Origin of the sequence: Paenarthrobacter sp. YJN-5, from assembly GCF_015040095.1 — a bacterium.
GTDB lineage: Bacteria > Actinomycetota > Actinomycetes > Actinomycetales > Micrococcaceae > Arthrobacter > Arthrobacter ureafaciens.
Genome location: NZ_CP053544.1, coordinates 2984953 through 3006915, shown reverse-complemented (window position 1 = coordinate 3006915; position 21963 = coordinate 2984953). Strand labels below are relative to the sequence as shown.

General features: G+C 63.3%; 20 protein-coding genes. 11 read left to right on the top strand and 9 right to left on the bottom strand.

Annotated features, from left to right (window positions below):
- Positions 1–146 precede the first annotated feature (146 nt).
- Entirely contained in the window at positions 147–872 is a 726-nt protein-coding gene (locus HMI59_RS14190; RefSeq protein WP_193591655.1) for a TetR/AcrR family transcriptional regulator, read from the bottom strand.
- A gap of 133 nt (positions 873–1005) precedes the next feature.
- On the opposite strand from HMI59_RS14190, the gene HMI59_RS14185 reads away from it, so the two are divergent.
- From HMI59_RS14185 to HMI59_RS14155, 7 genes are read left to right on the top strand one after another with little or no spacing between them, the layout of a single operon-like run.
- Positions 1006–2616 carry a carboxyl transferase domain-containing protein gene (locus HMI59_RS14185; protein WP_193591654.1) on the top strand — a complete coding sequence of 537 codons (1611 nt, stop codon included), beginning with the start codon at positions 1006–1008 and terminating at the stop codon, positions 2614–2616.
- A 2-nt stretch (positions 2617–2618) separates the two neighbouring features.
- Positions 2619–4775, top strand: coding sequence for a biotin carboxylase N-terminal domain-containing protein (locus tag HMI59_RS14180; RefSeq protein WP_193591653.1), 2157 nt, complete (start codon positions 2619–2621; stop codon positions 4773–4775).
- On the top strand, positions 4772–5935 hold the full coding sequence (locus tag HMI59_RS14175) for an acyl-CoA dehydrogenase family protein (protein ID WP_166183939.1): 1164 nt from the start codon (positions 4772–4774) through the stop codon (positions 5933–5935). The genes HMI59_RS14180 and HMI59_RS14175 overlap by 4 nt, the downstream gene beginning before the upstream one ends.
- A 20-nt stretch (positions 5936–5955) precedes the next feature.
- Positions 5956–6753, top strand: a complete 798-nt coding sequence (locus HMI59_RS14170; protein WP_021472598.1) for a CoA transferase subunit A — start codon at positions 5956–5958, stop codon at positions 6751–6753.
- A 2-nt stretch (positions 6754–6755) separates the two neighbouring features.
- Positions 6756–7508, top strand: a complete 753-nt coding sequence (locus tag HMI59_RS14165; RefSeq protein ID WP_166183943.1) for a CoA transferase subunit B — start codon at positions 6756–6758, stop codon at positions 7506–7508.
- Positions 7505–8005, top strand: coding sequence for a MaoC family dehydratase (locus HMI59_RS14160; RefSeq protein WP_166183944.1), 501 nt, complete (start codon positions 7505–7507; stop codon positions 8003–8005). Before HMI59_RS14165 ends, HMI59_RS14160 begins: the two co-directional genes overlap by 4 nt.
- 24 nt (positions 8006–8029) lie before the next feature.
- The gene (locus HMI59_RS14155) at positions 8030–8878 is read left to right on the top strand and encodes a CoA ester lyase (RefSeq protein WP_193591652.1); all 849 of its coding nucleotides are present in this window, start codon (positions 8030–8032) and stop codon (positions 8876–8878) included.
- Positions 8879–8961: 83 nt separating this feature from the next.
- Here the strand turns inward: HMI59_RS14155 and HMI59_RS14150 are convergent, their stop codons facing one another.
- From HMI59_RS14150 to HMI59_RS14120, 7 genes are all read right to left on the bottom strand, one after another.
- Complete coding sequence (locus HMI59_RS14150) at positions 8962–10083, bottom strand: Gfo/Idh/MocA family protein (RefSeq protein ID WP_193591651.1); 1122 nt, start codon at positions 10081–10083, stop codon at positions 8962–8964.
- Positions 10068–10769: a ThuA domain-containing protein gene (locus HMI59_RS14145; RefSeq protein WP_166183949.1), complete on the bottom strand. Its 702-nt coding sequence runs from the start codon at positions 10767–10769 to the stop codon at positions 10068–10070. The genes HMI59_RS14150 and HMI59_RS14145 overlap by 16 nt, the downstream gene beginning before the upstream one ends.
- 40 nt (positions 10770–10809) lie before the next feature.
- The gene (locus HMI59_RS14140) at positions 10810–11814 is read right to left on the bottom strand and encodes a sugar phosphate isomerase/epimerase (RefSeq protein WP_193591650.1); all 1005 of its coding nucleotides are present in this window, start codon (positions 11812–11814) and stop codon (positions 10810–10812) included.
- Complete coding sequence (locus HMI59_RS14135) at positions 11814–13016, bottom strand: Gfo/Idh/MocA family protein (protein ID WP_193591649.1); 1203 nt, start codon at positions 13014–13016, stop codon at positions 11814–11816. Before HMI59_RS14135 ends, HMI59_RS14140 begins: the two co-directional genes overlap by 1 nt.
- Before the next feature lie 30 nt (positions 13017–13046).
- Positions 13047–13874, bottom strand: coding sequence for a carbohydrate ABC transporter permease (locus HMI59_RS14130; protein WP_210731132.1), 828 nt, complete (start codon positions 13872–13874; stop codon positions 13047–13049).
- Positions 13875–13953: 79 nt separating this feature from the next.
- Positions 13954–14883: a carbohydrate ABC transporter permease gene (locus tag HMI59_RS14125; RefSeq protein WP_193591648.1), complete on the bottom strand. Its 930-nt coding sequence runs from the start codon at positions 14881–14883 to the stop codon at positions 13954–13956.
- Positions 14880–16208: an extracellular solute-binding protein gene (locus tag HMI59_RS14120; RefSeq protein WP_193591647.1), complete on the bottom strand. Its 1329-nt coding sequence runs from the start codon at positions 16206–16208 to the stop codon at positions 14880–14882. Before HMI59_RS14120 ends, HMI59_RS14125 begins: the two co-directional genes overlap by 4 nt.
- 209 nt (positions 16209–16417) lie before the next feature.
- On the opposite strand from HMI59_RS14120, the gene HMI59_RS14115 reads away from it, so the two are divergent.
- Entirely contained in the window at positions 16418–17503 is a 1086-nt protein-coding gene (locus tag HMI59_RS14115; protein WP_193591646.1) for a LacI family DNA-binding transcriptional regulator, read from the top strand.
- On the opposite strand, the gene HMI59_RS14110 is transcribed toward HMI59_RS14115, so the two are convergent.
- A complete protein-coding gene (locus HMI59_RS14110; protein ID WP_193593768.1) occupies positions 17466–18926 on the bottom strand; it encodes a lipase maturation factor family protein in 1461 nt (486 codons plus the stop codon). The genes HMI59_RS14115 and HMI59_RS14110 overlap by 38 nt on opposite strands.
- Before the next feature lie 99 nt (positions 18927–19025).
- Between HMI59_RS14110 and dxr the strand changes: the two genes are divergently transcribed.
- The 3 genes from dxr (at position 19026) to HMI59_RS14095 (ending at position 21936) form a co-directional block, all read left to right on the top strand.
- Positions 19026–20210 carry a 1-deoxy-D-xylulose-5-phosphate reductoisomerase gene (gene dxr / locus HMI59_RS14105; RefSeq protein ID WP_193591645.1) on the top strand — a complete coding sequence of 395 codons (1185 nt, stop codon included), beginning with the start codon at positions 19026–19028 and terminating at the stop codon, positions 20208–20210.
- A 38-nt stretch (positions 20211–20248) separates the two neighbouring features.
- Entirely contained in the window at positions 20249–21580 is a 1332-nt protein-coding gene (locus tag HMI59_RS14100) for an RIP metalloprotease (protein ID WP_193591644.1), read from the top strand.
- Between the two features lie 62 nt (positions 21581–21642).
- Positions 21643–21936 (top strand): YciI family protein, encoded by a 294-nt coding sequence (locus HMI59_RS14095; protein ID WP_193591643.1) that lies wholly within the window; start codon positions 21643–21645, stop codon positions 21934–21936.
- The last annotated feature ends 27 nt before the right edge of the window (positions 21937–21963 follow it).

Genomic DNA, 21963 nt, shown 5'->3' with positions numbered 1-21963 from the left:
TTTGATGATCAGGTGTGACGTTTCAAAGCTGTCTACAACCCTAGGGGGCGGCCCATGGGCGGGGACATACTTCAAGCTGGCCCTGTGAGTCCTAGGAAGGGCAGGGCGGGTCCTGGAAGGCAGAGCGGGTCCTGGAAGGCAGTTCGTCAGCCCGCCGGCGTTCCAACAGTTGCGGCCGCCAGTGCCATCCGTTCAAGGACCGGTCGGGCAGACTTCACGGCGATCTTCCTGCCATGCTGGCGGACGGAATGCGGGGTGGAATTGATCAGGCCGAAAGCGGCATGCGCGCGGACCCGAAGCTCGGCGGGATCGCTGCCGGGATGCACCTCCTTGAGGACATCAACCCACGTCTCCACATAGCCTCGCTGGAGGGCCCGGACCTCCGCCTGGTCAGCTTCGCTGAGGCTTCCGAAATCGCGGTCCTGGACCCTGATGACGTCCGGATTCCGCAGGGCAAAGTCCACGTGGAAGGCAACCAGGCCTTCCAAGGCCGCAAGCGCATTCCCGGCTTCGGCCACCACCTTGAGCCCACCGTGCTGCAGCTCGCGGCTGACGCTCAGGAGGAGCTCGCCCAACACGGCCTGCTTGCCGGGGAAGTGCCGGTACACGGCAGGTCCGCTGACGCCCGCGGCGGCGCCGAGATCCTCAAGGGAAACCCTGGCGAATCCGTTCTCCGCGAAGAGGCCGGCAGCGGCGGAAAGCAACGCCACGCGCCGCTCTTCCTTGGCCTGGCTGCGCTGGGTGGCTTGGCTGCGCTGTGTTGCCTGGCTGCGCTGTGTTGCCTGGCTGCGCTGTGTTGCCTGGCTGCGCTGGGTTGCTTGGCTGCGCTGTGTTGCCTGGCTGCGCTGGGTTGCTTGAGCATGCTGGGTCACAGTTTCCTCCTCGCCGCCCGCAGTACGTGCTGGACATCACAGTTAATCAAGACTAACCTAAATTTCAGTTATGAGGCACTAACCGAAATGACGTGGATCTGACACCGTTCGGACCGGAATGGGACTGTAGTCGATGGAGACGATAGCCAGCGTTGCAGGGGCTGCCACGAGCACCTTTGCCGCCAACGAGGAAGCCCAGCGCAAGCTGGTGGATGAACTTAAGGAGCGCCTCGCAACCACTGCGCTGGGCGGCCCGCCCAAGTCCCGCGAGCGCCACATTTCCCGTGGAAAACTCCTTCCCAGGGAGCGCATCGACTACCTGCTGGACGAGGGCAGCCCGTTCCTGGAGATTGCGCCGCTGGCGGCCAACGGCATGTACAACGACGATTCTCCCGGCGCCGGGGTCATCGCAGGCATCGGGCTGGTTCATGGCCGGCATGTGCTGGTCATCTCCAACGACGCCACCGTCAAGGGCGGAACCTACTATCCCATGACGGTGAAGAAGCACCTTCGGGCGCAGGAGATCGCACTGGAGAACAAGCTGCCGTGCATCTACCTTGTGGACTCCGGGGGAGCTTTCCTGCCCAAGCAGGACGAGGTGTTCCCGGACAAGGAACACTTTGGCCGGATCTTCTACAACCAGGCGCGCATGTCGGCGGCCAAGATTCCACAGATCGCCTCCGTGATGGGTTCCTGCACGGCCGGTGGCGCCTACGTCCCGGCGATGAGCGATGAGACGGTCATTGTGCGGAACCAGGGCACCATCTTCCTTGGCGGACCGCCGCTGGTGAAGGCAGCCATCGGAGAGATCGTCACGGCGGAAGAACTCGGTGGCGGGGACGTTCACGCCAAGGTATCCGGCGTAGCGGACCACCTGGCCGAGAACGACCAGCACGCGCTCGAAATTGTCCGCGACATCGTGGCGACGTTGCCACAGCCGGCCCCGCCGGCCTGGGACGTGCTCGACGTCGTCCTGCCGCCCGTCGTCGAACCGTCCGGTATCTACGGCGTGGTTCCGACCGACGTCAACGCGCAGTACGACGTTCGCGAAGTCATTGCCAGGATCGTGGACGGTTCCGAATTCCATGAGTTCAAGAAGAACTACGGGACAACGTTGGTGACGGGTTTTGCGCATCTGCACGGACACCCCGTGGGCATCGTGGCCAACAACGGCGTGCTGTTCAGCGAGTCCTCACTCAAGGGGGCGCACTTCATTGAACTCTGTGACCAGCGTGGAATTCCCTTGATCTTCCTGCAGAACCTTTCCGGGTTCATGGTGGGCAAGGACTATGAACAGGGCGGCATAGCGAAGAACGGCGCCAAGATGGTCACTGCGGTTGCCACAGCCCGGGTTCCGAAACTGACGGTAGTGATCGGCGGCAGCTTCGGGGCGGGCAACTACTCCATGTGCGGCAGGGCCTACTCGCCACGGTTCCTGTGGATGTGGCCGGCAGCCCGTATTTCCGTAATGGGCGGAAACCAGGCTTCCAGCGTTCTTGCCACCGTCAAGCGCGAACAGTTGGAGGCCGCGGGCCAGGAGTGGTCCGCCGACGACGAGGAAGCCTTCAAGGCGCCCATCAAAAAGCAATACGAGGACCAGGGGAGCCCTTACTACTCAACGGCGCGGCTCTGGGACGACGGCATCATCGACCCCGCCGACACCCGCCGGGTCCTGGGGATGGCCCTGGAGGTCGTTTCCCGCCAACCGCTGCCCGAAACTTCCTTCGGCCTTTTCAGGATGTGACCATGACCGTGCCCACCACAACCCGGAATGCGCCGGCAGAGCCGGCCGAGCGGCATTCCTTCACAACAGTCCTGGTAGCCAACAGGGGAGAGATCGCCTGCAGGGTCATCCGGACGCTGCAGCACATGGGCATCCGGGCCGTGGCTGTCTACTCAGATGCGGACAAGGACGCCAAGCACGTGGCCATGGCAGACGCTGCCGTGGGCATCGGTGGAACGGCCCCGGCGGAGAGCTACCTGAAGATCGACGCGATCATTGAGGCCTGCCGCCAAACAGACGCCGAAGCCGTGCACCCGGGATACGGTTTCCTGTCCGAAAACGTTGAGTTCGCCAAGGCGCTGGATGCCGCCGGCATCGTGTTCATTGGGCCCGGGATCGAAGCGATCGAACTGATGGGCGACAAGATCCGTTCCAAGAACCACGTAATGTCCTACGGCGTTCCCTGCACGCCGGGCATCGCAAAGGCCGGGCTGACGGACCAGGACTTGATTGACGCCGCACCATCGGTGGGCTTTCCCCTGCTCATCAAACCGTCGGCCGGTGGCGGCGGAAAAGGTATGCAGGCGGTGGAACGGCCCGAAGACCTTCCTGCAGCCCTGGCCGCAGCCCGGCGGGTCGCGGCGGCCGCCTTTGGCGACGACACCCTTTTCCTGGAACGTTTGGTCCGTTCCCCCCGCCACATCGAAGTCCAGATCCTGGCAGACAACCACGGGAACGTCATCCATGTGGGCGAGCGCGAATGTTCCTTGCAGCGCCGGCACCAGAAGGTGATCGAAGAAGCCCCCTCGGCACTTTTCCGTTCCATGCCGGACGGTGAAGCGCAACGGGCCCGGATCGGAGAAGCCGCCTGCAACGCGGCCCGGTCAGTCAACTACAGCGGTGCCGGCACCGTGGAATTCCTGGTGTCCGATGACCATCCTGACGAGTTCTTTTTCATGGAGATGAATACGCGCCTGCAGGTGGAACACCCCGTGACGGAACTCGTGACGGGCATCGACCTGGTGGAATGGCAGGTGCGGATCGCTGCAGGTGAGGTCCTCACCCTGGCGCAGTCCGACGTCGTACTTAACGGGCACGCAGTAGAGGCGAGGGTTTACGCGGAGGTTCCCGAACGGAACTTCATGCCGTCCATGGGGCGGGTTGTGCAGCTGGCCGAGCGGGGACTGCCGGATCGGCGGATCTCCGGAGCCCGGGTGGGCGATGCAACGGTCCGGATCGATTCGGCCATGCGGCAAGGGCTCGACATCACGGGCGACTACGATCCGATGCTTGCCAAAGTGATCGCCTGGGGCCCGGACCGCGCGGCCGCCCTTGACGAACTGGATGCCGCGTTGGGCCGCTACACGCTGCTCGGCCTGGACACCAATGTGGAGTACCTGCGGCTGCTGATCAACGAACCCGACGTCCGTGGGGGCCACCTGGACACCGGACTCATCGAGCGGAAACTGCCGGGCATGACCTTCCGCCACATCGGACCGGAGGAAGTGGCGGCGGCCGGAGTTGCGCTCTGGCTTGAGCGGACCGGTTTCCCGCTGGCCGGGGATGCCTGGGCGCTGCCGGACTCCTGGCGCGTAGGGCAGCCGGCGGCTTGGACAGCCGCGTTCGGGCTGCCGGACGGCTCTGTGGCTACCGCCTCGATAGCTGACCACGGCGGCCAGGTGAGAGTAATGCTCGACGGCGGTCCCGGCGTCGGGCGCCAGGCCGTCACAGTGACCGGGGTGGAGCGGACCGACGACCGGATCAGCCTGGACGTCGACGGCGTGAACCTCACCTACGCGCTGGGCCGGGACAACCGGGGAATCCACCTCGGAAACGCCGGCTGGTCTTGCCGCCTGGAGGTCTTGAACCGCGCCGAAAAGCTCAAGCGCATGCTGGCCGGAATCCAGCAGGAGGAAGGAACCGCGGACCCCGAGGTGCGCTCGCCCATGCCCGGAACGGTGGTCTCCGTTGCCGTTTCCGACGGCGAAACGGTCGCCGAAGGGCAGGTACTCCTCGCCGTCGAGGCCATGAAGATGGAGCACCAACTGGTGGCCTCCGTCCATGGAACAGTCCACCTGACGGTAGCAACAGGCGACCTCGTCAAGGCAGACCAGGTACTCGCCAGCATCCATGCCACCCCGACCAGTGCCGTCCCAACCACTAAGGAAACCCAGCCGTGAGCACTTTCGACCTTTCCGAGGAATACCAGGACCTCAGTGACTCCGTCCGCGAGTTCGCCGATGAAGTAGTGGCCCCCGTCTCGGCCAAGCACGACGAAGAACACAGCTTCCCCTACGAGGTCATCAAGCAGATGGGGGAGATGGGGCTCTTCGGCCTGCCTTTTCCCGAAGAGTACGGCGGCATGGGCGGGGACTACTTCGCGCTCGCACTGGCCCTGGAACAACTGGGTCGCGTGGACCAGTCGGTAGCCATCACTTTGGAAGCCGGAGTGTCCCTCGGCGCGATGCCCGTCTACCGGTTCGGGACCGGGGAACAGAAGGAACAATGGCTTCCGCCCCTTGCCTCCGGGCAGGCGCTCGCGGGGTTCGGGCTGACCGAACGCGAAGCCGGATCCGATGCCGGGGGCACTAAGACCCACGCCCACCTGGAAGCCGGCGAATGGGTGATCAACGGCAACAAGGAGTTCATCACCAACTCAGGCACGGATATCACCCGGCTGGTCACTGTCACCGCGGTCACCGGCAAGGAAGAACGCCCGGACGGCAGTATCAAGAAGGAGATCTCCACCATCCTGGTGCCCACGGAAACCCCCGGCTTTAAAGCGGAGAAGGCCTACAACAAGGTGGGCTGGAACGCTTCGGACACCCACCCGTTGACACTGGACAACGTCCGGGTTCCCGAATCCAACCTGCTCGGCGAGCGCGGACGCGGCTACGCCAACTTCCTTTCCATCCTTGACGAAGGCCGCATCGCGATCGCGGCTTTGGGTACAGGAGCCGCCCAGGGATGCGTGGACCTGTCCGTGAAATACGCCAAGGAACGCAGTGCCTTCGGGCAGAACATCGCCAAGTACCAGGCCATCCAATTCAAGATCGCGCGGATGCAGGCCAGGGCCCACACGGCACGTCTTGCCTACTACGACGCAGCGGCCAGGATGCTCGCGGGGAAGCCGTTCAAGACCGAGGCGGCCATCGCTAAGATGGTCGCAGGCGAGGCTGCCATGGACAACGCGCGGGATGCCACCCAGGTATTCGGCGGGTATGGCTTCATCAACGAATTCACCGTGGCCCGGCATTACCGGGACTCCAAGATCCTTGAGGTCGGGGAGGGCACCACGGAGGTTCAATTGATGCTCATCGCCCGCGAGCTGGGTCTTTAACCGCAGGGGAAGGATCAAGGATGATTGACAAGGTTGTTGCCAGCGCCGCGGAAGCGGTGAAGGACATCCCGGACGGTGCTTCGCTGGCCGTCGGTGGCTTCGGACTGTGCGGAATTCCGGTCGCGCTGATAGACGCCCTGCATCAACAAGGCACCACCGGGCTGGAGACGGTCAGCAACAACTGCGGCGTGGACGACTGGGGCCTTGGCATCCTCCTCAAGGACGGCCGCATCCGGCGAACCATCAGTTCCTACGTGGGCGAGAACAAGGAATTCGCCCGCCAGTACCTCGCCGGTGAACTGGAGGTGGTCCTCACCCCGCAGGGAACCCTGGCGGAGAAGCTGCGTGCCGGCGGCGCCGGGATCCCCGCTTTCTATACCAAAGCCGGCGTGGGCACCCAGGTGTCCGAAGGCGGGCTGCCGCAGAAGTACGACGCCGACGGGAACGTTGAGAAAGCGTCGGCGCCCAAGGAGGTGCGCGCCTTCAACGGTGCCGACTTTGTCCTGGAGGAGTCCCTGACCCCGGACTTTGGACTTGTCCACGCCTGGAAGGGCGATCGCCACGGCAACCTCGTCTTCCATGCAACGGCAATGAACTTCAACCCGCTGTGTGCCATGGCAGCAAAGACCACCATCGCCGAAGTGGAGGAACTGGTGGAACCGGGGGAGCTCGATCCCGAACACATCCACACTCCGGGCATCTTCGTCCAGCGCGTGGTGGTATCGCCGACGCCGGAGAAACGGATCGAGAAGCGCACCGTATCCGTCACGGACACATCCGGCGCAGGCACGGCGGAGCAGCAGGCGGGAGGAGCCTAACCATGGAATCGAACACGTATCACGATGTCCCGCCACGTCCCGAAGCCGTGCGGCACGAATACCGCAGGGCCGACGTCGACCATCACGACGCCAAAGGCTGGACGCGGAATGAACTGGCCGCCCGGGTGGCCCGCGAACTGGAGAACGGGCAATACGTCAACCTGGGGATCGGCATGCCCACCCTGATTCCCAACTACATCCCTGACGGGGTAGAGGTCATCCTGCACTCGGAGAACGGCATTCTGGGCGTGGGTCCCTACCCGGCCGAGGACAAAATCGACCCCGATGTGATCAATGCCGGCAAAGAAACGGTCACAGTGAACGCCGGCGCAGCTTTCTTCGATTCCGCGTCGTCGTTCGGGATGATCCGCGGCGGCCACGTGGATGTCGCCGTCCTGGGCGCCATGGAGGTGGCCTCCAACGGCGACCTCGCCAACTGGATGATCCCGGGAAAGATGGTCAAGGGCATGGGCGGGGCCATGGACCTGGTGTTCGGCGCCAAGAAGGTGATCGTCATGATGGAACACGTTGACCGTAACGGCCGCCCGAAAATCGTGAAGGACTGCACCCTTCCGCTGACCGGCAAGGGATGCGTGGACCGCATCATCACCGACCTTGCCGTGATCGACGTTGTGAAGGACGAAGGCGAACCCCGGCTGGTCCTGCGGGAACTTGCGCCAAACGTCACCTTGGACGACGTCGTGGCGGCAACTGGTGCGGAACTGTTCGAAGAAGACCAGGAACTCACCGTATGACCCGGGTAGTGGTGCAGCGCGGTCTCTATTTTGACGAACTGGAAGAGGGCGTCGTGTATGCGCACAGGCCCGGCCGCACAGTGACCGAAGCGGACAACGTCCTCTTCACCACCATGACCATGAACACCCAGGCGCTGCATCTGGACGCAGCCTGGAGTTCGACGCAGCCGTTCGGCCAGCGCCTGATGAATTCCATGTTTACGCTGTCGGTCATGGTGGGCCAGTCCGTGACCCAGCTGACCCAGGGCACCATCGTGGCGCAGTTGGGGCTGACGGATGTAGCTTTCCCGCACCCGCTCTACCACGGCGATACGCTGTACACGGAGACAGAGGTCACCGGGAAGAGGCTTTCGTCGTCCCGTCCCGGCCAAGGGTTGGTGACCATGCAACACACCGGCCGGAACCAGGACGGCAAGGAAGTGGCGCTGGCAACGCGGACGTGTTTGATGTGGACCAAGGAAGCGCACGCCTCCCAAACCGACGTCTCCAAGCACTAGTCACGCCCAGCAGCAAGGAACCCGATGCCCACTCCTGCCGACCTTCCCTTCACCATGGGTCCTGCCCTCCTGTTCTGCCCTGCGGACCGCCCGGAACGCTACAGCAAGGCGGCCGACCGCTCCGATGCGGTGATCCTGGACTTGGAAGATGCCGTTGCGCCTGCTGACAAGCAGCGTGCCCGGGGTGCCATCCTGGCCCAGCTGGGCGCGGCGGGAGATACGCCGGAGCTGGAACCCGGCCGCACCATCGTGAGGGTCAATCCGGTGGGCTCGGCTGAGTTCGGGAAGGACCTCCACAGCCTGGCCCACACGCCATACCGCACTGTGATGGTTGCCAAGGCGGAGAGGGCAGAGGACATGCGGGCCCTTGACGGTTACCGGGTGATTGCCCTCTGCGAAACAGCTGCCGGTGTGTTGAATGCCGCTGCCATCGCGGCGGAACCAAATGTGGTGGCGCTCATGTGGGGCGCGGAGGACCTGCTGGCATCCCTGGGCGGGCTTTCCAGCAGGAACGACGACGGCGGGTACCGGGCTGTTGCCCTGCACGCCCGTTCCGCTGTACTGCTTGCCGCAAAAGCCGCGGGCAAGGAAGCCATCGACGCCGTCTACGTGAACATTCCGGACCTTGACGGCCTGGCCGTGGAATCGCGGGATGCCGTGGCGAGCGGTTTCGGGGCGAAAGCCTGCATCCATCCGTCCCAAGTGGCTGCTGTGCGGGAAGCCTATGCGCCTGCGCCCGAAGCAGTGGAGGAAGCGCGCGAGTTGTTGGATGCCGCCTCCGCTGCTGGCAGCGGTGTGTTCCAGTTCAAAGGGAAGATGATCGACGGCCCCATCCTTAAGCACGCTGAATCGGTGCTGCGCAGGGCCCGCTGAGGCCCGTTAACAGGCGCGAGGTGGCATTTAATGCCAATGTTTCCCGGAAACACTGTCATCAAATGCCACCTCGCGTGTGGGTCTTAGGCTGAGACCTTGGTGGCCAGCTCAGTCAGCGGCACTGCCGGCGGCCGTTGTGCCGTGCTCTTGATCGATACCGACTGCCCCGACTTGGCAGACTCAAGGACCGACTCCATCACCTCAAGGGCGTGGAACGCGAGCCCGCCCCCGGCACGCGGTTCCTGGCCTTCGGGAGTTGCCGCAAGGTCGGCAATGCCAAAGCCCCGGCCCGAGTCCACATAGCCGGCCGAGACGGGCAGTGTTTCCCAGTCCTCGGCGCCGAGCGCGAACAACTGGACCTCGCCGTCGAAATGGTTGGGATCCGGAACCACCAGGGAACCCTTCTCGCCGTGGATTTCCAGGTTGGGACTCTTGGTCTTGACGGCGTCGAAGCTCATGAAGAGCGTTGACAGCGCACCGGAGGCATGGACCAATACTCCTGTCACGTGCGAGTTGATGTCCACCGGTACTTTCTGGCCCTCGCGGGGACCGGAACCGATGGTGCGTTCATTCCTCGTGTGGCTCGCGGCGCCCACCACGGAGACGACCGGACCCAGGAGAGTGACCAATGCCGAGACGTAGTACGGGCCCATGTCCAGCAGCGGTCCGCCGCCGGGCTGGTAGTAGAAGTCCGGGTTCGGATGCCAGCGTTCGTGGCCGGGCGTGGCCATGGTGGCCGTCGCCGAGATCGGGGTACCGATCAGGCCGTCGTCGATCGCTTTGCGGGCCGTTTGGATGCCCGTGCCCAGGACCGTATCCGGCGCACAGCCCACCACCACTCCGGCGGCCCGTGCAGCGTCGAGGACCTGCCGGGCCTCTTCGGTGGTAGCGGCGAGCGGCTTCTCCCCGTACACGGACTTGCCGTTGGCGATGGCCTTGAGGGCCACGTCGGCGTGCGCCGCCGGGATAGTCAGGTTGAGCACCAGGTCGACGTCGTCCGCCGCCAACAGCTCTTCCACCGACACTGCCCGGACGCCTTCGTAGGAGTCCGCCACTGCCTGGGCACGGGCCGGATCGAGGTCCGCCACGGCCACGAGGTTGACCGGATCAAGGCGCCGGAAATTGCTCAGGTACTGGGCGATGATGGCGCCGCAGCCGATGATTCCGACGTTAAGCTGCTTGGTGTTTTCTAGCGGGTTGCCCACAGCATGCCCCTCTCGATGATGGTGCGGACGTTGGAGTCCTGGAGAACTTCCACACGGTGTCCCGGGGTGCAGACGAAGATCCTGCCCTTGCCCCACTGGCGCGTCCAGATGGCAGGGGAAGTGACCTCCCGGTTCCAGGGGTCCCAGTCGCGCACCTTCTGGGTGGTGGTGGCCAGGACGTCGATGTAGTCGTCGGCCAGGACCCAGTACTGCTCGGTGACCAGGTCAAAGTCGGACAAGCCGGCAGTGATGGGGTGTTCTGCGGCCGCAGGGAGCATGTTCACCGTGTAAGGAACGTAGTTGTCCGACTGCTCGCCGATTCTTTCGTCCGGGTGCTTGCCGGGATGGCAGGCGAACTGGCCCCCGATCAGGTGGAGGTAGTCGGAGTTGTTGCGGTAGGAGTCGGCGATGCCGCCATGCCAGCCCGCCAGGCCCGTACCGTTCTCGACGGCGGCACGAAGTCCCTCGAACTCGTCCTTCTCGATGGTGGACATGGTCATGCACTGCACGATCAGGTCCACAGTTGCCATGTAGTCGGCGTCTGCGTAGATTTTGGGCGATTCCTCCACCCGTACCTCGAAGCCTTGGGCTTTGAGGTACGGGATGAAGAGTTCGGTGGCCTCCACAGGCTGGTGTCCGTCCCAGCCCCCGCGTACCACCAGGGCGGTTTTGTTGTTGCTCGACATGTTTTCCTTAATTTTTTTCGGGGCGTATCCGGTGAGTCGTTCAGCGTGTTGCGAAGGCGGCATCGAAGGCCGCTGCGGGTGGCTGGATAGTGGCAAGTTCCTTGACCATGGCCAGTGCCTGCGGAGCACCGACCAGGCGGTCCATGCCCGCGTCTTCCCACTCGATGCTGGTGGGTCCTGCGTAGCCGATGGCGTTGAGGGTCCGGAAGATCGGTTCCCACTGCACGTCTCCGTGGCCGGCCGTGACGAAATCCCAACCGCGGCGGGGATCCGCCCATGGCAAATGCGACCCCAGGCGTCCGTTGCGTCCGTTCAACTGCCGGACGGACTCCTTTACGTGGACGTGGAAGATCCGGTCGGCGAAGTCCTGCAGGAACATGACAGGGTCCAGGTCCTGCCATATGAAGTGGGACGGATCAAAGTTCAACCCGAAGTTCTCCCGGTGCCCGATGGCTTCGAGCGTTCGCTTGGCAGTCCAGTAATCGTAGGCAATCTCGGAGGGGTGGACTTCCAGTGCGAACCGGACCCCCACCTCGTCGAAGACGTCCATGATGGGGTTCCAGCGGTTGGCGAAGTCCTGGTAGCCGCGCTCGATCATGGCATCAGAGGCGGGAGGGAACATGGCAACGCATTTCCAGTTGGAGGAACCCGTAAATCCGGTGACGGTCTTGACCCCCAGCTTGGCCGCAGCGCGGGCCGTCGCCTTCATGGTCTCTGCTGCGCGCCGGCGGACGCCTTCCGCATCACCATCACCCCAGACATCGGCGGACAGGATATCCCGGTGCCGTTCGTCGATGGGATCATCGCAGACTGCCTGCCCCGTGAGGTGGTTGGCGATGGCATGGACCGACAAGTTGTGCTTGTCCAGGATCTCCAGCTTGTTCCGGAGGTAGGCATCGTCTTCCACTGCCCGTACCGGATCGAGGTGGTCGCCCCAGCAGGCGATCTCCAGGCCGTCGAAGCCCCATTCGCCTGCCAACCGGGCAACTTCCTCAAAGGGAAGGTCTGCCCACTGACCGGTAAAAAGTGTGATGGGTCGGTTCATCAGTGCTCCTTGTCAACGTTCTGCCAACGGCTTTCCGCCGCAGCGCTCGCCTCTACGGCGGCCAATACCTTCTGGACCTGCAAAGCATCAGCGAACGACGGCGACGGCTGCTCACCGGCGCCGATGGCATTCACGAGGTCCACCACCTGATGGGTGAAGCCGTGCTCGTACCCCAGTCCATGGCCGGTCGGCCACCAGTTGCCCGTGTAGGGGTGGGACGGTTCGGTGACCATGATCTTGCGGAAGCCCGCATCGGGTTCAAGCGAGGCTTCGTAGAACTGCAGGGAATTCATGTCCTCGAAGTCGAAGGCCAGCGAACCCTTGGTGCCGTTCAGCTCCAGTCGCATTGCGTTCTTTCGGCCCAGCGCGAAGCGGGTGGCCTCGAAGATGCCAACGGGACCAGTGCCGCCGTCGTGCTTTCCGCTGAACCGGGCAGTGAAAAGGGCGGCGTCGTCAACGGTTACCGGGCCCTTGGGGCCGTCGGAGCCACCGTGGCCGCCGAGTCCCACGAAGTCACCACCCACCGGGCGTTCCTTAACGAATGTTTCCATCAGGGCGGAGACCCCGGTGATGGCTTGTCCGGTGATCCACTGGGCCGCATCAATGCTGTGGGCGCCGATGTCGCCCAGGGAGCCGGAGCCTGATTTCGACTTGTCCAAGCGCCACGTGAGGGGAGCGTCGGCATCCGAGAGCCAGTCCTGAAGGTACTGGGCGCGGACGTGGCGGATATCGCCCAGGCGCCCTTCGTCAACCATCCGCTTGGCCAAGGCGAGCGCGGGCGTACGGCGGTAGCTGAAGCCGCACATGGAGAGGACTCCGCGTTCGGCCGCGGCCTGCGCAACGGCCGTCATCTTCCCGGCTTCCTCCACGGAGTTGGCCAGGGGCTTCTCGCACAGGACGTGCTTTCCCGCTTCCAAGGCCGCGATCGCAATCTCGGCGTGGGTGTTGCCTGGAGTGCAAATATCAATGAGGTCGATGTCGTCGCGCTCGATCAAACGCCGCCAATCCGTCTCCACCGATTCCCAGCCGTACTTGGCTGCCGCCGCCCGGACTCCTTCTTCATTCCGGCCGGCCACCGCGGTGAGTTGCGGCGCCAAGGGCAGGTCAAAGAATCGCGGGGCGGTACGCCATGCGTGGGAGTGGGCGGCGCCCATGAAGGCATAGCCCACCATGCCCACACGCAGGGGTCGTGGTTCAGTCACAACTGATCCTTTCTAGTCTGCCGAATCCGGCTACTTGCTGAATCCGGCGGTCAGGCCGCTCAGGAGCTGACGCCGTCCTACTACGTACAGCACCAGGATGGGCAAGGTGCTCAGGACAACCGAGGCCAGGACCGCCGGGATGTTCACGCTGAATTCGCCCTGGAACGTCCAGAGCCCCAACGGGAGGACACGAAGGTCCGGGTTTTGGGTCAGCACCAGCGGGAGCAGGAACCCGTTCCACACATGCAGGCCGTTGTAGATGGATACCGTTACGATCGCCGGACGGGTCAGGGGCAGCGCCAGGCGCCACATGGTCTGCCATTCGCTGCACCCGTCAAGCCGCATGGATTCGAACAGCTCGTTCGGGACGTCGCGAATGAAGTTGGACAGGATGAGTACCGTCAGCGGAATCGCGAAGGCGATGGACGGGAGCATGATGGCCAGCAGGCTGTCGTAGAGGTTCAACCTGATGATCATCAGGTAAATGGGGATGATGGTCGCCTGCAGGGGGATGGCCAAGCCCATCAGGAACATTCCGTTGACCAGCTTCAGGAACCTGCCACGTCCGCGGACGATCGCGAAGGAAGCCATGAAGGAAATCAGGACCGTCGGAATGACGGAACCGAGCGTCACGATCGCACTGTTCATGAAGTACGTCGCGAAGTTGGATTCCAGGACCAGCTGGTAGTTCTCCAAGGTGGGCGACGTCGGCGGAGCCAGCGGGCTTTGCCCGAAGTAGCCCTCTGCCGTCTTCAGGCTGGTGATCACAATGTAGTAGACCGGGATGATAATGATGGCCAGCCAGATCCAACCGCCAAGGCCCCCGGGGATGTTGAGTCGACGTATCCGCGTGGCCAAGCTGAGCTTGACCAGGGGCGGGTCGGTCTTGGCGCCGGTTGCCGGCGTCTCTTCTGTGTTCGTCAGAACGGTGCTCACCCTACATACCTTCCAATTGGCTGCCCTGCTTGTCCTTGCCTCCAAGACGCTGGAGGAACAAGGCCAGTGCCAGGCCGATGACGACCAGAATCACCGCGATGACGCTCGCCGGGCCCATGAGGTTGGCCCGGAAGCCCCTGAGGTACATGTCCAGGGCCAGGATTCGGGTGGAGTTGCCCGGACCGCCGCCGGTGAGGACGAAGATCAGGTCGAAGTACGTCAGGGACCCCACCACCATCAAGGTGGAGGACGTGATGATGGTGTACTTCAGCTGCGGGAGCGTGATGTGGAAAAACTGCTTGATGGTTCCCGCGCCGTCGATCTGCGCCGCCTCGTACAAGGACTTCGGTATCTGGCGCACGCCGCCTTGGTAGATCAGCGTGTGGAACGGAACGAACTGCCAGGCGATGACGAAGATAACCAGCCCCAGTGCCAACTGCGGAACGCCCAACCAATCCTGTGCCAGGAAGGGCAGGCCGAGGCCCATGGCCAGGCCGAAGTTCGGGTCCAGGAGGGCCTTGAATGCGATGGCCACCGCTGCCGATGACAGAAGGAGGGGCAGGAAGTACAACACAGCCAGGGCCGCACGGTATTTTTGGCTACCGGCCGTGAAGACTCCCAACAGCAGGCTGATAGGTGTCTGCACCAGCCAGGACACGATCATGATCACGAACGTCAATCCCAGCGCGTTGTACAGTCCGGGATCGGCGAGGACCGATGTCCAGTTGTCCATCCCGGCAACGCCGATTGCGCCGATGCCGTCCCAGTCGGCGAAGCTGAGGACCAGGACGCCCGCCAGGGGAATGACGGCGAACAGGACAAAGAACAGCAGCGCCGGAACCGTCAGCCATGCCAGTGCGGAGTTTTTCTGCCCCTTGGTCTTCTCGCCAGTCCGGTGGGCGGCCGTCCTGGTCAACGTTGAAGTGCTCATTTGCCAAGCGTTGCGTTCATGTTCTCGGCGAACTGCTTGGGCGTGATGGACTTCAGGAACAACTGGTCGATGTTGTTCAGGAGTGCCTCGGCGGCGGTCGGGCTCAGTGCCTGGTCCCAGGATTGCTGGAACGTGGGCGCGTTCTTGGCCAGGTCGTAGACAAAGTTCAGGAAGTCCTTGTCAGGTGAGGAAGCAAGCTTGTCCTCGATACCGTTCACAATCGGCACGGAGCCGGAGTTGATGTAGGCATCAATGACTTTGTCCGTCAGGATGCCCTCCTTGAAGAACTTCTTGGCGGTCTCCTTCTCCTGGTCGCTGGCCTTGGCGGAAATGGACATGTACTGGGCAGGGTTTCCCACGCCGCTCTTCGGGTCGCCCTTGCCGCCGGGGATGGTCGGGAAGTGGACGAAGCCGAGCTTTCCGTCCTGGACGAAGTTCTGGCCTTCCTTCTTCATGGCACCGTAGGTCCAGGATCCGTGGAGCATCATCGCAGCCTTGCCGGTGAACAGGAGGGCCTGGTCAGCCTTGGAGTCTGCCGTGATCGAGGAGAAACCCTTGATGAAGCCGTCAGCGGAGACCAGTTCCTGGATCTTGGTGCCGGTTTCGATGACTGCCGGGTGCATCCAGGAATCGGGTTTGCCTTCGAAGATGGCATTGAAGACTTCGGCCCCGCCGATGCGGTCCAGGAGGTATTCGAGCCACATCATCGAAGTCCAGCGGGACTGGCCGCCGAGCGAGAACGGTGCCACGCCCATGTCATTGAAGGTCTTGACCAGGGACATGATGTCGTCCCAGGTCTTGGGAGGCTGGACGCCGGCCTTCTCGAAGAGTTCCTTGTTGTAGAAGAGCACGATCGGAGCCACGTACTGGTTAGGCAGGGCGTAGATCTTGCCGTTGACCGTCGCAGCGCCGAACGAGGACGGGAAGAACTTTTCCTTCACGTCCGGGTTGGCATCGAACCAGGGAGTCAGGTCCTCCACCTGGTTGGCCTCGGCGTAGGTCTTCAACCCGCCGCCACCCCAGCCGTAGACGATGGTCGGGGCCTGGCCTGCACCGATGGCCGTCTTGATCTTGGTCTTGTAGGCGTCGTTCTGGAAGTAGGTGACGTTGATCTTGTGGTCCGGGTTCGCGGCGACGAATGCGTCAACGGCGTTCTGCATGGTGGTCTGGTTGGGCTCGCCGGTGAGGAACCACATGCTGGCACCGCCACCTCCGCCGCTCCCGCCCGGTCCTGACGTTCCGCAGGCAGTCGTTGCCATGGCTGCGAAGGGTGTGAGTGCAGCGAGGGCCAGGAAGGAACGCCGGGAGGACTGGAATTGCTTCATTGCTTCTCCATGTGTTTTCGCTAGGTTGAACAAGAAGGTTCCGAAAAAAACCGAAATATTTCGCAACCGTGATTAAGATCACGGTCTAAACTAAAGCTAATTGGATGATTCGTCAAGACGGCTTTTTCCTCGTTACTGAGCAGAATTTGCACTTTTGCGCAGAGCGGCGCATCCTCGAAACTGCCGAAACAATTTCGAAAGTGGGGGACATGACTATCGGGACAAAGCCGTCCAAGCCAACCCTGGCCGCAGTAGCCGAGGAGGCCGGCGTCTCAGCGCCGACTGTTTCCAAAGTGATCAACGGCCGCGAAGACGTAGCCGATGAGACGCGCGCCCGGGTCCTCGCGGCGCTGGAGAGGATCGGTTACAAAACCCCCTCGCAGCGCAGGAGTGCTCCTTCCCGCCGCGCAGTCGAGGCAGTGTTCGATTCCCTCAACTCGGCGTACGCGGTTGAGGTCCTGAACGGCGTGCTGGAACAAGCAGCGATTGCCGACATGGAGGTGGTCCTCTCCGTCACCAGCCGGCAATCAGGGTCTCCCTTGGGACCTGAAGAGCGGGCCCAACGGCTGATCGACGAGGGGCGCAGCGGGATGATCGTGGTCACTTCCGCCTTCAATTCGGGCCAGCTCAACGCTTTCCAGCGCAGGAGGATTCCCATCGTGGTGGTCGATCCGCTCAATCCTCCGCCCGGCGATGTCTTCAGCGTGGGTGCCAGCAACTGGGCCGGAGGAAAGGCTGCCGCAGCGCACTTGATTGAGCTTGGCCACCGCAGGATCGCCTACGTTGGAGGACCGGAGTCGGCAGAGTGCAGCCAAGCGCGGCTCCACGGCTACATGGCTGCGCTGATGGCCGAGGGCATCAGCGTGCACGATGATTACGTCCTTGCCGGGCCCTTCCGTCCCAGCAACGGAGTTCAGGCGATGAGGGCGCTGCTGGCGTTGGATGATCCGCCCACAGCCATTTTTGCTGCCAGCGACAGCATCGCTTTGGGCGTTCTCGCCGAGGCCCGGCGACAGAACGTGCACATCCCTGAGGAGATGAGCCTTGTGGGCTTCGACGGGACCCACCAGGCCGCGGAGTCAGTCCCGCCGCTCACGTCGGTTTCCCAACCGCTGCAGGACATGGGCCGGTCCGCAGTGAATTTCATCCTCCGCCAAATGAACGGGGAGGACATCGATTCGCGCAGGGTCGAGCTGGCCACGCACCTTGTGGTGCGGGAGTCGACGGCAGGCCCCAGACCGGCTGCCCACCGCTTCACTACCAGGGAAGCCGACGCCGGGAATCGAGGGACATAGGCGCAATGGCCTCGTACAGCGGTATCCTCACCCAACGCTCACCCGTCGTCCTGAATTCTGCGCGGCTGGCGAAACGGTAAAGGTACGTCTGCACGCGCACCCAACGGGGGCGGCCGCCGTCGAACGGGTCATGGCCAAGCAGCCGAAGCGTCTGCGGATCGGCTGTGAGGAGCTTGTCCAGGAAACGGTACAGCCATTCCTCGTGCACGGTGCGCAGCGGCAGGAACCACATCATCCAATCCAGCCGAAGGTGGTAGGGCGCCCATTGACGCGGCATTCTTCGGACATCTCCCGGTTTCCCCTTGAACCCGTACTCCAGCCAGGCCTCGTCCGGGGCGTCGGGGTCTTCGTCGGAGGTTCCTTCCACCACTACTTCGATGCGTTGCTTGGTGACCGTGCCAAATGCTCCATACGCATTGACCAGCCTCCAGCGGTTGAAGCTTGCATTCATGAGTTGCTCCCGCGAGAACAGGTTCAGCAACGGGCGGTAGCTGAACACCAGCAACAGCAACGTCACGGCGAGTACGACGACGAGCCACCACACCGGTGTGGTTGCACCGGAGTGCCACTCAAGCGGGATGAACGGGAAGACCGCGTGGGCCACGGGATCGCTCACAGCTGCGAAAGCAAGGATGATGGCGGCCCAGTTCAGCCACGCGAAATTGCCCGAGCCCACAAGCCATAACTGGGTCAGGATGATGATGTCGGCGGCAATGCCGGCCACGGGCTGGGGTGCGAACAGGAAGAAGGGGACCACCAGCTGGGCGAAATGGTTCCCCAGCACCTCGACTTTGTGCAGCGGCCGGGGGAGGAAGTGGGCTTGGCGGCTGAGAGGGCCGGGCATCGGCTGGGTTTCGTGGTGGTAGAACATCGCTGTCAGGTCCCGCCATTCCCTGCCCCCGCGCATCTTGATCATGCCGGCGCCGAACTCAAGCCGGAACACCAGCCACACGACCAGTACCAGGATGGTGGCGGGCGGGGGAGTCTGGTCGGATCCCAGGAAGGCTACCGTGAACCCTGCTTCCAGAAGCAGCACTTCCCAGCCGAAGCCGTAAAAGGTTTGTCCCACGTTGACAATGGACATGTAGAGGAACCAGAGGGCCAGGAAAGCAATCATCGGCAACCACGGCGGCCCTGTCTGCGGAAGTCCGAGGACCAACAACGCAGACACCGCCAGCCCAAAGATGCAGACGGCCCGCAGCAGCCTGTCCGAGTAGCGCCAACGGAACAGCGTAGGCCGCCCCATCCGCCGGACAACCCCAAGGAAATCCGGGACGGGAAGCAGGCCCCGCTCGCCCAGGAGCGCCGGGAACTGGTTCAGCGTCGAAAGAAACGCAAGGAAGTAGAGCGTAGCCGTGCCGCGCTGCAGCACCTGGCGGGCGAATTCGTAGTCCCGGGCGTCGAACCAAGAGAGCCACTCCACGATTTCCACGTTACCCATGGGACGGAGGGGCCAACAGACGTTTGCACATATGGGTCCGCCGTGTTCGCCCTGCCCTCCGGCGGCTGGGATACTTGACTCATGCAGCCGCGCAAGATCGTCATCCTCGGGTCCACCGGTTCCATCGGCACGCAAGCAATTGAGGTGATCGACGCCGCTCCCCACCTTTTCGAGGTAGTGGCACTCAGCGCAGGAGGCGGAAACCCGGAACTCATTGCGCAGCAGGCTGTGCACACCCGCGCGCAGGCAGTGGGAATTGCCCGGGGCGACGCTGCTGCCCTGCAACAGCTCATCGCCGGCTTTGCCGCAACCGCCGGGCTGAAAGGCTTTGCTCCGGAAATCTTCGTGGGGCCCGATGCCTCGGCCAGGGTCGCGGGCATCCCCAGTGACGTTGTCCTCAACGGCATCACAGGATCCATTGGTCTTGCTCCTACCTTGGCGGCCCTGGAGTCCGGGGCCACCCTGGCGCTCGCCAACAAGGAATCGCTGATCGTCGGCGGCGCTCTGGTTAAGGCAGCCGCGGGTCCAGGCCAGATTGTTCCCGTCGACTCCGAACATTCGGCAATTGCACAGTGCCTCCGTTCAGGCGCGGTAGCGGAAGTCCAGAAGCTGATACTTACGGCTTCGGGCGGTCCTTTCCGGGGCCGGACGCGCGAACAGCTGCTGGACGTCAGCCCCCAGGAGGCGTTGGCGCACCCCACCTGGGACATGGGGCTGATGGTCACCACGAACTCCGCCAGCCTGGTCAACAAGGGCTTGGAAGTGATCGAAGCGCACCTGCTGTTCGACGTGCCCCTGGACCGGATCGACGTCGTGGTGCATCCCCAGTCCGTGGTCCATTCAATGGTGCAGTTCGTGGACGGCTCAATCATCGCGCAAGCTTCCCCGCCGGACATGCGCCTTCCGATCGCGCTGGGGCTCGGCTGGCCGGACAGGGTTCCCGGCGCTGCCCGGGCGTGTGATTGGAGCCAAGCCACAAGCTGGACCTTCGAACCGCTGGATTCGGAGGCGTTTCCCGCCGTGGACCTCGCCAAGGAGGCAGCCAAGCAGGGGAGCACCTTCCCCGCGGTGTTCAACGCGGCGAACGAGGAAGCTGTGGAAGCGTTCCACGCCGGCCGCATCCGCTTCACCGACATCGTCGATACCGTGGAGTCCGTTCTCAGCGAACATACAGGCTCTTCGGAGCTAACGCTGGAATCCGTGTTGGATGCTGAAGCGTGGGCACGCAGCCGTACCCACGATCGTTTAGCCACCAGCCGCCTGTAGCCCACCCCACCCCACCTGATGGAAGCAGTACCGCCCGAATGAGCCCCGTCCTTCTCTTCATCCTCGGAGTCATCTTCGTCGCCATTGGCGTCGCGGTCTCCATCGCGCTTCACGAGGTGGGGCACCTGGTTCCTGCCAAGCTGTTCAAGGTGCGGGTGACCAAGTACATGATCGGTTTTGGTCCCACGCTGTGGTCGCGCAAGAAGGGTGAGACCGAGTACGGTTTCAAGGCCCTGCCGCTGGGCGGCTACGTCGCCATGATCGGCATGTACCCGCCGAACAAGGAGGACGGCGGCGTCCGCCCCTCCAGCACGGGTATGTTCCAGACGCTTGCCTCGGAGGCCCGCTCGGCAGCCCACGAGGAAGTGGGCCCGGACGACGCAAACCGGGTGTTCTACAAACTGCCGGTCTGGAAGAAGATCATCGTCATGCTGGGTGGTCCGGCCATGAACATGCTCATCGGCCTCGTGCTGACGGCGGTGTTGTTGATGGGCTTCGGGACGGCCCAAGCAACCACCACACTTGCCGATGTTTCCAAATGCCAAGTGGCAGCCGGCCAGACCGTCGATCCCGATTCCGCGGAGTGCAAGCCCACCCCCGCCGCGGCTGCCGGCCTGCAGCCCAATGACACCATCAAGTCCTTCGATGGAAAACAGGTCACGGAGTGGGACGAGTTGACCAGCTGGATCCGTGCATCCGCAGGGCGTGAGGTCCCTATTACGGTTGAGCGCAACGGGGCCCTCGTGTCCACCACCGTCACGCCTGTACTTTCTGCGCGGCCCGTCATCGGTTCCGATGGCCGGCAGGAACAGGATGCCGACGGCGTCCTCAAGTACCAGGAAGTCGGGTTCCTGGGCATAGGTGCCCAAAGCGTCCTGGTGCCGCAGCCGGCGTCGAGCGTTTTGCCCATGGCGGGGGAGAACATCAAGCAGATCTCCGGTGTGATCTTCAACTTGCCCGCCAGGGTGGTTGGCGTGGCCAAGGCAGCCTTCAGCGAAGAGCCCCGCGACCCCAACGGCCCCATCAGCGTGGTGGGCGTCGGCCGGGTGGCCGGTGAAGTAGCCGCTATGGAGCAGGTGCCCTTGGAGGCCAGAATCGGCACGCTGGTGGGCTTGTTGGCAGGCCTGAACTTTGCCTTGGCGATTTTCAACCTCATCCCCTTGCTTCCGCTTGACGGCGGGCATGTGGCCGGTGCCCTGTACGAGGGAATCCGGCGTCGGGTGGCCAAGCTGCTCGGCAAGCCGGACCCCGGTGCTTTCGACATTGCCAAGCTCCTCCCGGCAACGTATGTGGTGGCTGCCCTCTTGATGGCCATGGGCGCGTTGCTGATCTACGCGGACATCGTGAAGCCGGTGAACATCTTTGGCTAGGAGCGTCTCCGGCGGCCTCCCCGGTGGCAGAGCATCCGCACCCGGCGGGATAGGCTAACACCATGACTGTTTTCGCTGTTGAGTATGTTTACGCGGCCGACTCCGGGGCCATCCGCGACGAGACCCGTCCCGCACACCGCGCTTGGCTTAGCGACCTCCCTGACGAAGGTGCGCTGCTTGCCAGCGGTCCGTACGGTGACGGCGCAGGCGCGCTGCTGATCTTCAAATCCCGCGACGAAGCTGAACTCACTGACCTCCTGAAGCAGGATCCGTTTGCTGACGCCGGCGCCATCGCCGGAATCCGCACCACCGAATGGTCGCCCATTATTGGGCTTCTTTCGGAGCACGCCTCCTGATTCAGGTACCCACCACCAGATACACCC